Consider the following 14,200-nt stretch of genomic DNA (forward strand, 5'->3'; position numbering starts at 1 on the left):
CGCCGGAAGGAACAACCCATGACTGAACCTCAACCCCACGCCCAGACCACCGACACGCAGTGGCCCCGCTGGGAGGTCTTCAAGCAGGACGCCCCGAACCGCCCCCACCAGGCGGTCGGCAGCGTGCACGCCGGTGACCCGCAGCACGCGCTGCTCACCGCCCGCAACGTCTTCGTACGCCGCCCCGCCGCCGTGAGCCTGTGGTGCGTGAGGGAGGATGACCTCCTGACCGCCACGCCCGAAGAACTCACCACGACCCCCACGCTGCTGGACACCCCCGGCGGGCCCGGCGTGTACTACGTGGGCGTGAAACGCACCAACAAACGCAGCATGACCTTCGTGGACCTCAGCGGCACCGTGACCGCCGACGGCCCCGGCGACGCGCTCAGGCAGGCCCGCACCCTGCACCCCGATGTCCTCGCCTGGATGGTGTTCCCCGAAACGGCCGTCGTCCGCACCGACGAGGACCCCGGCACCGTCGACAGCTGGTTCGCGCCCGCCAAGGAGAAGACGTACAAGCAGCAGCAGTACTACGGCGTGATCGGCCGGCACGTCGGGGAACTCAAACGCGCCGGGCTCATGCCGGGCCGCGCCGCCAGCGAGGACCACGCATGACCGCTGGCACCCACCCCCTCACCGACACGCAGACGCAGGCCCTGATTCGCCGCCTGACCGCCCTCGCCGACGACGAGATCATCCTCGCCCACCGCGGCGGCGAGTGGACCGGGCACGCCCCGATCCTCGAAGAGGACATCGCCCTGGCCAACATCGCGCAGGACGAACTCGGGCACGCCGGCCTGTACCTGACCCTGCGCGCCGACCTGGACGGCAGCGACCCCGACCGCCTCGCCTTCTTCCGGGACCCCAGTCAGTACACGAATACCCGTCTCGTGGAACTCCCGAAAGGCGACTGGGCCTTCACCATGGTCCGGCAGTTCCTGTACGACACCTTCGAAGCCCTCTGGATGGAAGCCGCCACCCGCAGCACCTACGCCCCCCTGGCCGAGGTCGCCGCCAAAGCCGTGCGCGAGGAGAAATTCCACGTGCAACACACCGCCCTGTGGGTTGAACGCCTCGCCCTCGGCACGCCTGAAAGTGAACGCCGCACCCAGGCCGCGTTGACCGAACTCTGGCCGCACGCCGCGCAACTCTTCCAGCCCGTCGAAAGCGAAGCGGAACTCGTGCACTCGGGCCTCCTCCCCGATCTGAACGCCGTGCACGCCCGCTGGACCGGCCTCGTCACCCGGCACCTCACAGACAAATGCGGCCTCACCCTCCCCGCCACCCCCGACACCCAGCCCGGCCGCGACACGCACACCGAGCACCTCGCGCCCCTGCTGGCCGAAATGCAGAGCGTCGCCCGCGCCCACCCCACCGCCGAACTCTGGTGACGCCGCCTGCCGGGAGGGAATTGCCGGCCGGGAACAAAGGCAACCCATGCGCCACGCCCCCCACCCAGAGGTTTCCCCATGACCACCACGCACCCCACCCCCGACGCCATCTGGACCGCCCTGGCCGCTGTCCCAGACCCGGAAATTCCGGTCGTGAGCATCACGGACATGGGCATGGTCCGGGACGTCACCGTGAGTGACGCGGGGCGCGTGACCGTCACGTTCACGCCCACGTTCAGCGGCTGCCCCGCCCTGCACGTCATCAAAGGCAGCATCGAACAGGCCGTGCGCGACCTGGGCGCAGCGGACGTCGAGGTCAGAAGCACCCTCACGCCCCCCTGGACCACCGACTGGATAGGCGACGACGCGCGCGAGCGGCTGCGGCAGTACGGCATCGCCCCCCCCGCCCCCACCGGAGAAGGGCAGCTGATTCAACTGGACGCGGAACCCACCCGCTGCCCCCGCTGCGGCAGCCTGAACGTCCGCATGACCGCGTCTTTCGGCCCCACCCTCTGCAAGCGAATGTACGTCTGCGACACCTGCCGCGAACCGTTCGAGGGCTTCAAGAGCGTGTAATGTCCACTGCCCATAGTCAGATCGTGTCCCGGATTGATGAAACCCGACTACAGCGCGCCCTGCGATCCTTGGATGGATTGACCCTGGGTGATCAGTTTGGGGAGCTGTTCTTCCTGGAGGTGACGCAATTCGAGGATCTGGTCGGGAACCGCAAAGTTCCCGAGCAGGCGTGGCATTACACCGACGATACCGAGATGGCGCTATCGGTCGTGCTGAACCTCAGGCAACACGGCAAGATCGATCAGGACAGCCTCATGCACAGTTTCGCGCTGCGGCATGACATGACCCGGGGCTATGGGCCCAGCATGCGGCGAGTGCTGTCGGACGTCCGAGAAGGTGCGGCGTGGCGGACGACCATCGCCGGCACTTTCGAAGGGCAGGGGTCGTGGGGGAACGGTTCCGCCATGCGGGCTGGGCCGATCGGTGCCTACTTCGCAGATGATCTACCCGCTTGCATTGAGCAGTCACAACTGTCCAGCCTCGCCACACATACTCACCCAGAGGCGGTTGCTGGCGCCCTTGCCGTTGCCGTGTCTGCTGCTCTGGCCTGCCATGATTCCAAGCCGTCACCTGCCGAATTCATCCTGGCAGTTGCGGACTACATCCCGGACAGCGAGGTCAGAAGTCGTTTGCTCCGGGCCAGCCGACTGGCGCCGGGCACGTCACCCGTGCATGCGGGGCATATGCTGGGGAATGGCAGTGAGATTTCCGCGCCGGACACGGTCCCCTTTGCCGTCTGGTGTGCCGCCCAGCACCTTGGCGACTACGAGGAAGCCCTCTGGAACGCAGTCAGTGCCGGAGGAGATCGGGACACCATTTGCGCCATTGTGGGCAGCATCGTCGCCATGAGCAGCCGGACTACGCTCCCTGCCAACTGGATGTCACTCATGGAACCTTACCCACAATGGTTCAGGGAAGCTCTATGAGATTCGGACTCCGCGCGAGGATGCCTGCTCGTTCATGCCGTCAATATCACCGGTTTTCCTTTGGTGATCATGATGGTGTGTTCGACGTGGGCGGCGAGGCCGCCGTCGGTGGTGGCGAGCGTCCAGCCGTCGCGGCGGGTGCGGACGCGGGGGCTTTTGCCGGTGCTGATCATGGGTTCCACGGCGATCACGAGCCCCTCGTGCAGCGGTTGTCTCAGCGCGGGTCGGTAGTAGTTGGGGACGTCGGGTTTCTCGTGGATGGCGCGGCCCACGCCATGCCCCTGAAGTTCCGGCAGCAGCGTGAAGCCCCGGCGCTCCACTTCGGTCTGGATGGCGCGCCCGATGCCGTTCAGGGGTTGCCCGGCGCGGGCGGCGTTCAGGCCGCGTGCCAGGGCCGCCTCGGCAGCCTCGATGAGGCGGGCGGCGGTGGGGGAGACGGGCGGCACGGCGACCGTGATGGCGGCGTCCGCGACGAACCCGCCGACGTTCGGCGTGACGTCGATGCACACCACGTCCCCCGCCTGAAGCGGGCGGTTGGTGGGCAGGCCGTGGACGATGTCGTCGTTCACGCTGATGAACACGTTGACGGGCGCGCCGTACTGGGCACGCGGGGCGGAGAACGCCCCGAACTGCGCGAACACCTGCCCGGCCAGGGCGTCCAGTTCGGCGGGCGTCACGCCCGGTTCCACGGCGGCGCGCAGGGCGTCGAGGGTGCGGGCGACGACCTTCCCCGCGAGAGTCATGCCGTCCAGTTCATGCTGCGTGGTGATCGTCATGCGGCAGTGTAAGCGTGTCGTTGCAGTTCGGACTGTGGTGGAGCGGTGAGCCGCATGTCTGCCCGACTCCTCCCTCGACATCAGATCGAATCTTCTTTCTCTCCAAGGAGCGTTTCTTTGTGACTCAATCAATCACTTCTGATCTTCTTCGTCCGGCGTCTTACGTGTCGGGTTCGTGGCATGCGAATGCGGATGGGCAGGTGCTCTTGGACGCGGTGTATGGGCGTCCGGTGGCTGTGATTTCGTCCGAGGGCGTGGATTTCGGTGGGGCGCTGGCGTACGGCCGGAAGGCGGGTGGGGCGCTGCGCCGCATGACGTTCCACGAGCGGGCGCGGGCGCTGAAGGCGCTGGGGGCGTTCCTGATGGAGCGCAAGGAGGCGTACTACGCCCTGAGTGCGCTGACGGGGGCGACGCGGCGGGATTCGTGGGTGGATATTGAGGGTGGGATCGGCACGCTGTTCAGTTACGCGAGTGCGGCGCGGCGGGAACTGCCGGACGAGCGCTTCTGGCCGGACGGGCGTTTGGAGCGCCTGGGGCGAGAGGGGACGTTCGTGGGGCGTCACCTGCTCGTGCCGCGTGAGGGTGTGGCGGTGCAGATCAATGCGTTCAACTTCCCGGTGTGGGGGATGCTGGAGAAGTTTGCGCCGGCGTTCATCGGGGGGATGCCGAGTCTGGTGAAGCCCGCGCCGCAGACGGCGTACCTGACCGAGCGGGTGGTGCGGGACATTGTGGCGTCGGGCCTGATTCCGGAGGGGACGCTTCAACTGGTGACGGGGGAGCCGGGGTCGCTGCTGGATCACGTGGAGGAGCAGGATGTGGTGGCGTTCACGGGGTCGGCAGCGACGGCGGCGAAACTGCGGGTGCATCCGGCGATCGTGGGGCGGTCGGTGCCGTTTAACGCGGAGGCGGACAGCCTGAACGCGTCGGTGCTGGGCCTGAGCGTGAAGCCGGAGGATCCGGAGTTCGCGCTGTTCGTGCGAGAGGTGGCGCGGGAGATGACCGGGAAGGCCGGGCAGAAGTGCACCGCGATCCGCCGGGCGCTGGTGCCGTCCCATCTGGTGGAGGCGGTGACGGAGGGCCTGCGCCGCGAGTTGAGCAAGGTGACGCTGGGCGACCCGGCGCGGGATGACGTGCGGATGGGCGCGCTGGTGAGCGTGGAGCAGCGCGAGCGGGTCCGCGAGACGCTGGAGAAATTGCAGCAGGAGGCGCGTGTGGTGATCAGCGGCGAGGCGACGCTGCTGGGCGGCGACCGCGAGAAGGGCGCGTTCCTCGACCCGACAGTGCTGCTGTGCGAGACCCCCCTGACCGCGAAGGGGCCGCATGAGCTGGAGGCGTTCGGGCCGGTGGCGACGCTGCTGCCGTACGACTCGCTGGAGGACGCCATTCACCTCACGAAGCTGGGCCGGGGGTCGCTGGCCGGGAGCATCGTGTCCCGCGACCGCGCGGAGGCGACGGAACTCGTGTTGGGCATGGCGAGTTCGCACGGGCGCCTGCTGGTCCTGAACCGCGACAACGCGAAGGAGAATACGGGGCACGGGTCGCCGCTGCCGCAGCTGAACCACGGCGGGCCGGGCCGCGCGGGGGGCGGCTCGGAACTCGGTGGCCTCAGTGCGGTGCGGCATCACATGAACCGCGTGGCGGTGCAGGCCGACCCGACCACCCTCACGAGCATCACGCGGGAGTTCGTGCCCGGCGCCGAAGTCACCGAGGATGTGGTCCACCCCTTCCGCAAGTCCTTCGACGAGATTCAGGTGGGGGACAGCCTCCTCACGCACCGCCGCACGGTGACTGAGGCGGACATCGTGAATTTCGCAGGCCTGACCGGTGATCACTTCTACGCGCACGTCGATGAGATCGGCGCGCGGGAGGGCATCTTTGGGAAGCGCGTGGCGCACGGGTACTTCCTGATCTCGGCGGCGGCGGGGCAGTTCGTGTCGCCCGCGCCGGGCCCAGTGCTGGCGAACTACGGCCTGGAGAACCTGCGCTTCATTGAGCCGGTCGGGATTGGGGACACCATCCGCACGCGGCTGACCTGCAAGCGCAAGATCCGCAAGGACCTGCGCCCCGGTGAGACCCGCCCGACCGGCGTGGTCGAGTGGCGCAGCGAGATCACGAACCAGGACGGCGTGCTGGTCGCCACGTACGACATTCTCACGCTGGTCGAGCGTGCCCGCGATGAGTTCGATCCGCCCGCCGAGGACAGCAGCGTTCAGGCGTAAACCCAGCGTGTGACAGGGGCGGAGGGCGCGCGTGGCGTACCCTCCGCCCATGACCTTGATCACTGGACTGGATCACGTGCAGGTGGAGGCCCCGGCGGGCTGTGAGGCGCAGGCTCGCGCGTTTTTCGGGTCGTTCCTGGGCCTGCCGGAACTCGCGAAACCCGAGGCGCTGCGGCGCAACGGCGGCGTGTGGTTCGGCCTGCCGGACGGGCGGCAGCTGCACGTGGGCGTCACGCCAGAGTTCGTGCCGCGGGTGAAGGGCCATCCGGGGTTGCGCTGCGCCGATCTGGCGGCGTTCACCGCGCACTGCGTCCGTCACGGCGTGCCCTACCGCGCCGACGCGGAGGCCGGCGTGGCCCGCGTGTTCCTGACCGACCCGTTCGGGAACCGGCTGGAGGTCGTGCAGGACGCGCATCCCAGCGTCCGGTGAAGGGCGGGGCGGGTCAAGGAATCGTGAATTCCCGCGCCTGACGGGGCCTTCGGGGGGGGTGGTACGGTGGCGGTATCCGGTACGACCCCTCCTGCGGGCCCTGCGATGGGTGTCCGGTGGGGCGGTGGGGACGGACGCGTGCCGCTCCGTCCGGGAGGCCCTCATGAATTTCGCTGAACTGCTGCACTCCTTCTTCGATGAGTCAGGCGCCGCGCGTCTTGCCCAGGCGGCCGACGTGGACCCCGCCGAGGTCCGCCGCATCCTGGACGCCGGTCTGCCCCTGCAACTGAACGCCCTGACCGGGCAGGCGGACACGCCCGCCGCCGCGCACCTCGCAGAGGCGGTTGCCAGCCTGCCTCACTTCGAGACTGTCGGGGCCGTCCTGAACGAACCGGACGGCGCGTCGAACCTGCGTCAGGCCGGTGAACTGCTGGGCCCCGCCCTGCTGGGCGACGGGACGGGCCAGCTGGCGCGTCAGGCGGCGGGCCTGGCGGGCACCAGCGAGGACCGCGCCGGGCGGGTCCTGACGTTGACGCTGCCGCTGCTGCTCAGCCTGCTGGGCCGCGCCGGGCTGACCGCCGGGAACGTCAGCACTCTGCTCAGGGACCTGAGCGGCCCGCTTGACCCGCCGGCCACGCCACCGGTGGTCGTCCCTGGCCTGGACGCCCCGTCCGCCGAGACGGGCGGACCCGGGGACGCGCTGGCGGCGGGCGCGACCACCGCGGGCCTGGCGACCCTGACCGGTCCGGCGCTGCTGGACTGGCTGCGCGCGCAGCTGGCCGGGCCGGTCGGGGAGCGGCTGGGCGTGGCCGCCGGGCTGGGCGCCTCGGGGGCCGGGCGGGCCACGCAGGCGGCGCTGCCGGTCCTGCTGGCCGCGCTGGTGCGCCGCGCGGGCACGGACGCGGGCGCGCAGGAGCTGCTGGACCGCGGCGCCGCCACGCGGGACCTGGTCGATCCGGACGGCGCGCCAGTCACCCGGCTGCTAAGCGACCCGGCGGAAACCGCGCGGATAGAGGGGCAGGGGCGGGCCCTGCTGGGCAGCGTGTTCCCGAACCTGGACCCGGTCACGGGCCGCCTGGGGTCCGCGCTGGGCAGCAGTGGCGCCAGCGCGGGGCGCCTGCTGGCGCTGCTGGGGCCGTTCCTGCTGGCGCTGCTGGGCGCCCGGGCGCGCGCTGGTGGGCTGGGCGCCGCGGACTTCCGGACCCTGCTGGGCGGTCTGGGCGGGAACCTGGGGGGGCTGCTGCCGGCGGGCCTGGGCGGCCTGAGAACCCTGCTGGACGAGACGCCGGACGTTGTTCCGGCCGTCACGCCTGCCGCCGCGGCCCCGGTCACGCCCGTCGTGACCCCCGCGGCCCCGCCACCGGTCACGCCGCCGGTCACCCCGGTGCGGCGCGGCGGGTTCCCCTGGTGGATCATTCCGCTGCTGCTCCTGCTGGGACTGGGCGGCTGCTGGCTGGTCAACCAGAACCGCGCGGCACCCCCGGCGGCCAGCAGCGCGCAGGCGGCCAGCATCGTCGTGACGAACCCCACGTCCGGCGCGGACCTGCCCGCCGAGCCGTTCACCATGAGCGGCACCGGCCCCGCGAGCACCGCCCTGACCATCGCGGATCAGGGCCAGGAGGTCGCGCAGGCCACGGTCGGCGCGGACGGCAACTGGACGGCGGACCTGCCCGCCCCCACCCCCGGCGAGCACACGTACACCGTGGACGGCGGCGGCGGACGCAGCGAACTGAAGGTGAACGTCGCAGATGCGAGCGCGTCAACCGGCGCTAACGGCGACACCAGCACCAGTGGCGACACCAACGCGGCGTCCGGTAGCACTGACGCGGGCACCGCGCCCACCGACAGCACCGGCAGCGCAGCATCGGGCGCCGCGACCGGCAACTCGGCCAGCAGCTCAACGGGCAGCGCGGCCAGTGGTGACGCGGGGAGCGGCGCGGCCGACCCGGCCAGTCCTGACGCCAGTGACGCGAGCACAGCCGCGGCGGCCGGCGCGTTCACGATCAGCGAACCCGCCGCGGACGCCACGCTGCCCGCCGGGACGTTCACCCTGCGCGGGAACGGCACGGCCAGGCAGCAGGTGGAACTGTTCGAGGACGACACCAGCCTTGGGAAGATCACGGTCGGACCGGACGGCACCTGGAGCTTTGATGTGCCCAGCCCCGCCGCTGGGCCGCACACGTACCGCGTGAAGGCGGAAGACGGCACCGAACTCGCCTCGGTGGGCGCGACGGTCGGCGAGCCCGCCGCGGACGCCAGCGCGGCCAGCTGCACCGAGACCTACACCCTGAGCATGACGAATGGGCAGACCGTGAATGAACCCTTCCGCTTCGGCGGCGTGGGCCAGGGGCAGGGGTACAGCGTGACCGTCAAGCGCGGCGCGCGGACCATTGGCACGAAGGACATCCCGCTGGACGCCACGTGCGGCTGGAGTTACCAGAGCCGCCCCGGCCCCGGCAAGATCACGTACGAGGTGCGTCCGCTGGGCGACGCGGCCGCCGCGCCCCTGAGCACCGTGAACCTGACCGTCGCGCAGTAAACCTCACGCGCCGCGAGGTGGCGGCACCGTGGCCCGCACCTCCACCCGGAGGTTGCGGGCCTCCTCGTGCCTGACGACGAGCAGAGACGAAAAAACACCCCCGCGCGGGGCGGGGGCGAAGGTCGTGCGTGCGGGGCTTAGACCGCGAGCACCTGACGGCCGTTGTAGTAGCCGCAGCTGGGGCAGATGTGGTGGCTGAGCTTCTTCGCGTGGCACTGGGGGCACTCGGTCAGGTTGGGCGCGACGAGGGCGTGGTGGCTGCGGCGCATGTCGCGCTTGCTCTTGCTGGTCTTCTTCTTGGGAACGGGGTGTTTGGCCATGTCTGTTCTCCTGGGCCACACGGCGTTTCCCGCCGGGGCGCGATTCTCGCCGGGGGGACCCAGCCGAGACAACAGGGGGGAGTATACCACAGCCTCGCCGATCTGGGACAGTGAGCCGCGCCTCGCTGTTCATGAAGCTGAGTGCCCCGCTCCGGGCCGGGCGCGACCCCGCCCGCCGGGGTCCATCTGGGGTGCGTGAAGCCGCGCCGCCGGAGGGCGTTTTACAGTAGGAGGCGTGCATGAACTCGAGTGGGCGCCCATCACGCTGGAGACCGGCCTGCGCGTTCTCGACCTGATCGGCGTGCTGGCCTTCGCGATGTCCGGCGCGCTGCTGGGCGTGCGCAAGCGCTTCGACCTGTTCGGCGTGCTCGTGCTGGGCTGCGTGACCGCCGTGGGCGGCGGCGCGATCCGCGACACGCTGACCGGGCAGACCCCGCCGCTGTTCCTGCGGGACGAGACGTACCTGTACGCCGCGCTGCTGGGCTCCGGGCTGGCGTTCGCGTTCGGCACGCGCCTGGCCCGCTTCGAGCGGACCCTGAGCGTGTTCGACACGGTCGGCCTGGGCCTGTTCGCCGCGTCCGGCGCGCTGGGAGCGATCAACTTCGGGCTGGGGCCGCTGGGCGTGGTGTTCGCCGGGATGCTGTCCGGCGTGGGCGGCGGCGTGATCCGCGACCTGATCGCCAACGAGGTCCCGGAGATCATGTACCGCAGCGAGCAGCTGTACGCCACCGCCGCCGCCGCCGGAGCGCTGACCGTGTGGCTGCTGTACCCGCACGTCACGCCGTTCCAGGCGCAGTTCAGCGGCGCGGTGGTCGTGTGGGGACTGCGCTGGATCTCCCGGCGCGGCTGGGTGCGCCTCCCGGTGCGCCGCCTCCCCGAGGACACCCCGCAGGGCTGAGCGCCGACGTGAGGGCCGACGCCTGCCCGGGAACGGTCAGCGATCCCACGCCTGCGCGCCCGGCGCCGCTGGTACAACGGCATGCATGATCCATGACGCCCGCGTGCAGGTCCTGCGGTCCGGCACGCCCCGCCGGGAGGGATTCGTGCTGCTGTGGGTGCAGGCCAGCGTCCGCACCCGCGACAACCACGCCCTGGAATACGGGGTGCGCGAGGCCAACCGCCTGAACCTGCCACTGGTGGCCGTGTTCGGCCTGACCCCTGGTTACCCCGAGGCGAACGCCCGCCACTACGCCTACCTGCTGGAGGGCCTGCGGGACCTGCGCGCCAACCTCGCCGCGCGGGACGTGCCGCTGCGCGTGGCCCTGGGCAGCCCGCCCGAGGTGGCTCTGGATGCGGCAGGGGAGGGCGCGGCGTTCGTCGTGACCGACGTGGGCTACACCCGCCTTCAGCGTGAGTGGCGCGACTGGCTGGCCGACCGGCTCGACGTTCCGCTGGTGCAGGTGGAATCCGAGGCGGTCATTCCCGTGGGGGTAGTCAGCGGCAAGCAGGAGTACGCGGCGCGCACCATCCGCCCCAAGATCCACCGGTTGTGGCACGACTACCTCGTCCCCCTGGACACCCACGACCTGAAACGCCGCGCGCGCGACTGGGACGGCGGCGAGGACGTCACCGACCCCGCCCGCCTCCTGAAGACCCTTCCCATCGACCACGGCGTCCCCCCCGGCGACGAGGAAGGCGGCGAGAATGCCGCGCACGACCTGCTGGAAGACTTCATCACCCGCAAACTCGACGGGTACGCCGAGAGGCGCAACGACCCCACCGTGGACGGCAGCAGCCGCCTCAGCGCGCACCTGCACTACGGGCACCTCTCCCCGCTGACCGCCGCGCTCGCCGCGCGCGAACACCCTGGCCCCGACACCGACGCCTTCCTGGAAGAACTCATCGTGCGGCGCGAACTCAGCTTCAACTACACCACCTACAACCCCCACTACGACCGCTACGCGGGCCTCCCTGCCTGGGCCCGCGCCACGCTGGACGAACACGCCGGAGACCGCCGCGACCACACCTACACCCGCGACCAGCTGGACGCCGCGCAGACGCACGACCCGTACTGGAACGCCGCGCAGCGCCAGATGACCCGCACCGGCCGCATGCACAACTACATGCGCATGTACTGGGGCAAGAAAGTCCTCGAATGGACCCCCACCCCCCAGCAGGCCTTCGACACGCTGCTGTGGCTGAATAACCGCCACGAACAGGACGGCCGCGACCCGAACTCATGGGTGGGCGTCGGCTGGGTGTTCGGCCTGCACGACCGTCCCTGGACCCGCCGCCCCATCTTCGGCACGGTGCGCTACATGAACGCCGGCGGGCTGAAACGCAAATTCGACATCGAAAAATACGCCCGGCAGTGGACGGAATAGGAGAGCCCGGCGCCCCGCACCCGCTAGAGTCCGCTCATGACCGATGCTGTCCCTCTTACCGCGCTGCACGTGACGAGTGGCGGCACGCGCGTGTACACGTTGCCGGTGCGGGCCTTTCCGAATTTCCGCGCGAACGTGTACCTAGTCGTGCGCGGAGACCCGCACGCCCCGGCGTATGCGGCGCTGGTGGATACCGGTGGGGCTGGCCCGGACAGCCTGGGTGACCTGCGGGCGGGCCTTGCGTCGGTGCGGGATGGGTACGGCGAGGCAGTGGGCCTGGACACCCTGGGTCGGATCGTGATCACGCATCCACACCCGGATCATCTGGGCGGCCTGAGCGCCCTGCGGGAGCACACGGAGGCACCCGTGGCGGCCTTCCACTCGGCGGTGCCGTTCATTGAGCAGCCCGGCGCGATTCGCGCGGCGTGGCTGATGCAACCCGATGCGCAGGCCGTCTGGCTAGGGCTGCCGCCCGGCAGCGAACTGGACGGCCGTATCCGCCGCCGGGGCTCGAACCTCAGCGTGCCCCGTGCCCTCCCGGTCGCCACGCCCCTGCGCGACGGGGACGTGCTGGACGACCTGCTACACGTCATCCACACGCCGGGTCATGAGGGGAACTAGATCTGCTTGCGCGTGGACGACGTGCTCCTCAGTGCCGATCACCTGCTGCCGCTGAACTCGCCGCCGCTGATGCCCGCGCGGTTCCTGCCCGGCAGCGGCGTGGCGGCATTCCTGCACTCGCTGGATCGCGTGGAGGCGCTGGACGGCGTGAACCTCGCGCTGGGCGGGCACGACGGCCCTATGCGCGACCCCCGCGCCCGCATCCGCGCGCTGCGGAGTCGCACGCACGAGAAACTGGACGGTCTGCTCGCTGCCTGCACGCACCCCATGACCATCCAAGACCTGCTGCTGGCGCTGCACCCGCGCCTGCGGTCCATTCAGGCGGTGCTGCTGCTCGACCAGACCGCCGCCCTGGCCGAGTACCTGGCGGGAACGGGCGCGCTGCGCGAGAGCACGCGCGAGGACGGCGCGGCGCTGCTCACCCGCGCGTGACGCCGCCCCCTAACCTGCTGCTGGACTGGGGCCTGCGCGACCCTCAGCCGCTGGGAGGCCGCCTGAACCGGCACTGGCAGGTCCGCGCTGGACCGGAGGTCGCCGCGCTGCGCCGCTGGCACGACTCACACACGGTTCCGTATGAATTGGACCTGCTGACCCGCCTGACCGGCGGCGGACTGGACCTGCCCTGGCGGCTGCGCGGCCCCATGGAGCGGGAGGGGGCGGTGTGGACGCTGCACGCCTGGGTGCCCGGTGACCCCGCCCCCCGTGAGGACGCCCGCGCGCGGGGCCGCTGGCTGGCGGACCTGCACGGACGCTGGGCGGATGTGCCCCTCCCTGAATCCCGCCCCGGCTTCCCGGACGAGTGGGCGTTCCTGCGCGACCCTGCCACTGACGCCCTGCTGGACACGCACGAGTCTACGCAGCCCGTTTGGGTGGGCCTGCTGCGCGCCCACCTGCACGCCGCCCGCGCGGTCACTGCGCGCGTGCACGCGCGGCCCCGGCAGCTGATTCACGGGGATTTCACGCCCTGGAACCTGCGCGTGCAGGGGACCAGGTGGACGGGGCTGCTCGACCTGGAATTCACCCGGCCTGCCGATCCGCTGGCGGACTTCGCGCTGGCGTGGCGCGGTGCACATGACGACGTCATCCACGGGTACGCCGAGGTGCGCCCCCTGAGCGATGAGGACCGGGCCCTGATCCCAGCGCTGTGGTGGGCGCACCTGCTGACCGGCGCACTGCACGACCTGCGCGCCGGGACGTGGGATGACGGCTGGACGGCGCGAATGCTCGCGCGGCGCTCCCCGCTGATGGGGGCGCTCGGGGCGGCGCTGCCGGGCGTGCGGTACTCTGGAGCGTTATGACCCCGGAGCGTTACGCCAAGATTCTGCGCGTGCTGAGTAAGCGGCAGCCGACCCTGACCGTCCTGATGGACGAGGTGAACAAACCCCACAACCTCTCCGCGATCGTGCGCACCTGCGACGCGGTAGGCGTGTTGCAGGCGCACGCGGTCCCGCCGCGCGGCGGGCGCCTCGTGGATTTCGATGGGCACACCTTCGAGGCCACCAGTGGCAGCGCGCACAAGTGGGTGCCCGTGCAGAAGCACGAAGGCGCCGTGGGGGCCGTGCGGGACCTACAGGCGCAGGGCTTCCAGGTGCTCGCCACGCACCTCTCGCAGCGCAGCGTGGACTACCGCGAGGTGGACTACACCCGCCCCACCTGCGTCCTGCTGGGCGCCGAGAAGTGGGGCGTGGGCGACGAGGCTGCCGACGCTGCCGATCACAACATCATCATCCCGATGTTCGGCATGGTGCAGAGCCTGAACGTGTCGGTGGCCGCCGCGACCATTCTGTTCGAGGCGCAGCGCCAGCGCCTTGCGGCTGGGATGTACGACGCCCCGCAGCTGAGCGATGAGGACCTGCGCCGCTGGGCGTTCGAGTGGGCGTACCCCGACCTGGCCCCCGGCTACCGCGAGCGTGGCGAGGCCTACCCCGCGCTGGACGAGCACGGCCAGATTCAGGGCTGAGTGATGCCCCTACCCCCGCCCGGGTGTCCCCCGGCGCGTGCCCACCTTGCGTGCAAAACGTTCACGGCTCGTCAGGAACCGCCCCGGCCGCACCCGTTAGACTGACCACTCACACCGA

At 70.6% G+C, this 14,200-nt stretch carries 15 protein-coding genes; 13 read left to right on the forward strand and 2 right to left on the reverse strand.

Going from position 1 to position 14,200, the window contains the following annotated elements; all coding sequences use genetic code 11:
• Positions 1–18 precede the first annotated feature (18 nt).
• The 4 genes from IEY63_RS10825 (at position 19) to IEY63_RS10840 (ending at position 2,893) form a co-directional block, all read left to right on the forward strand.
• Positions 19–615, forward strand: coding sequence for a phenylacetic acid degradation protein (locus IEY63_RS10825; protein ID WP_189069037.1), 597 nt, complete (start codon positions 19–21; stop codon positions 613–615).
• The gene (gene paaC / locus IEY63_RS10830; RefSeq protein ID WP_189069038.1) at positions 612–1,391 is read left to right on the forward strand and encodes a 1,2-phenylacetyl-CoA epoxidase subunit PaaC; all 780 of its coding nucleotides are present in this window, start codon (positions 612–614) and stop codon (positions 1,389–1,391) included. Before IEY63_RS10825 ends, paaC begins: the two co-directional genes overlap by 4 nt.
• 78 nt (positions 1,392–1,469) lie before the next feature.
• Positions 1,470–1,967 (forward strand): 1,2-phenylacetyl-CoA epoxidase subunit PaaD, encoded by a 498-nt coding sequence (gene paaD / locus IEY63_RS10835; protein WP_189069039.1) that lies wholly within the window; start codon positions 1,470–1,472, stop codon positions 1,965–1,967.
• A 23-nt stretch (positions 1,968–1,990) separates the two neighbouring features.
• Positions 1,991–2,893, forward strand: a complete 903-nt coding sequence (locus tag IEY63_RS10840; RefSeq protein WP_229784655.1) for an ADP-ribosylglycohydrolase family protein — start codon at positions 1,991–1,993, stop codon at positions 2,891–2,893.
• A gap of 32 nt (positions 2,894–2,925) precedes the next feature.
• Here IEY63_RS10840 and map read toward each other — a convergent pair whose 3' ends face one another.
• Complete coding sequence (gene map, locus IEY63_RS10845; protein WP_189069041.1) at positions 2,926–3,669, reverse strand: type I methionyl aminopeptidase; 744 nt, start codon at positions 3,667–3,669, stop codon at positions 2,926–2,928.
• Positions 3,670–3,788: 119 nt separating this feature from the next.
• Between map and paaZ the strand changes: the two genes are divergently transcribed.
• The 3 genes from paaZ to IEY63_RS10860 all read left to right on the forward strand — a co-directional run bounded on the left by paaZ (position 3,789) and on the right by IEY63_RS10860 (position 8,857).
• Entirely contained in the window at positions 3,789–5,888 is a 2,100-nt protein-coding gene (gene paaZ / locus IEY63_RS10850; protein WP_189069042.1) for a phenylacetic acid degradation bifunctional protein PaaZ, read from the forward strand.
• A 49-nt stretch (positions 5,889–5,937) separates the two neighbouring features.
• A complete protein-coding gene (locus IEY63_RS10855; RefSeq protein WP_189069043.1) occupies positions 5,938–6,318 on the forward strand; it encodes a VOC family protein in 381 nt (126 codons plus the stop codon).
• 163 nt (positions 6,319–6,481) lie between these two features.
• Positions 6,482–8,857, forward strand: a complete 2,376-nt coding sequence (locus tag IEY63_RS10860) for a DUF937 domain-containing protein (protein WP_189069044.1) — start codon at positions 6,482–6,484, stop codon at positions 8,855–8,857.
• Positions 8,858–8,994: 137 nt separating this feature from the next.
• Here the strand turns inward: IEY63_RS10860 and rpmF are convergent, their stop codons facing one another.
• Positions 8,995–9,177, reverse strand: coding sequence for a 50S ribosomal protein L32 (gene rpmF, locus IEY63_RS10865; RefSeq protein ID WP_046843905.1), 183 nt, complete (start codon positions 9,175–9,177; stop codon positions 8,995–8,997).
• 235 nt (positions 9,178–9,412) lie between these two features.
• Here rpmF and IEY63_RS10870 point away from each other — a divergent pair, with 235 nt between their 5' ends.
• From IEY63_RS10870 to trmH, 6 genes are all read left to right on the forward strand, one after another.
• Positions 9,413–10,075, forward strand: coding sequence for a trimeric intracellular cation channel family protein (locus IEY63_RS10870; protein WP_189069045.1), 663 nt, complete (start codon positions 9,413–9,415; stop codon positions 10,073–10,075).
• Between the two features lie 85 nt (positions 10,076–10,160).
• Positions 10,161–11,501, forward strand: a complete 1,341-nt coding sequence (locus tag IEY63_RS10875) for a deoxyribodipyrimidine photo-lyase (RefSeq protein WP_189069046.1) — start codon at positions 10,161–10,163, stop codon at positions 11,499–11,501.
• A gap of 36 nt (positions 11,502–11,537) precedes the next feature.
• Positions 11,538–12,122 carry an MBL fold metallo-hydrolase gene (locus IEY63_RS22210; RefSeq protein ID WP_229784656.1) on the forward strand — a complete coding sequence of 195 codons (585 nt, stop codon included), beginning with the start codon at positions 11,538–11,540 and terminating at the stop codon, positions 12,120–12,122.
• A gap of 12 nt (positions 12,123–12,134) precedes the next feature.
• Positions 12,135–12,554, forward strand: a complete 420-nt coding sequence (locus IEY63_RS22215) for an MBL fold metallo-hydrolase (RefSeq protein ID WP_229784657.1) — start codon at positions 12,135–12,137, stop codon at positions 12,552–12,554.
• Positions 12,551–13,420, forward strand: coding sequence for a phosphotransferase enzyme family protein (locus IEY63_RS10885; RefSeq protein ID WP_189069047.1), 870 nt, complete (start codon positions 12,551–12,553; stop codon positions 13,418–13,420). Before IEY63_RS22215 ends, IEY63_RS10885 begins: the two co-directional genes overlap by 4 nt.
• On the forward strand, positions 13,417–14,082 hold the full coding sequence (gene trmH / locus IEY63_RS10890) for a tRNA (guanosine(18)-2'-O)-methyltransferase TrmH (protein ID WP_189069048.1): 666 nt from the start codon (positions 13,417–13,419) through the stop codon (positions 14,080–14,082). The genes IEY63_RS10885 and trmH overlap by 4 nt, the downstream gene beginning before the upstream one ends.
• Positions 14,083–14,200 lie beyond the last annotated feature (118 nt).

This window comes from Deinococcus radiotolerans, from assembly GCF_014647435.1.
GTDB classification, from domain to species: Bacteria; Deinococcota; Deinococci; order Deinococcales; family Deinococcaceae; genus Deinococcus; species Deinococcus radiotolerans.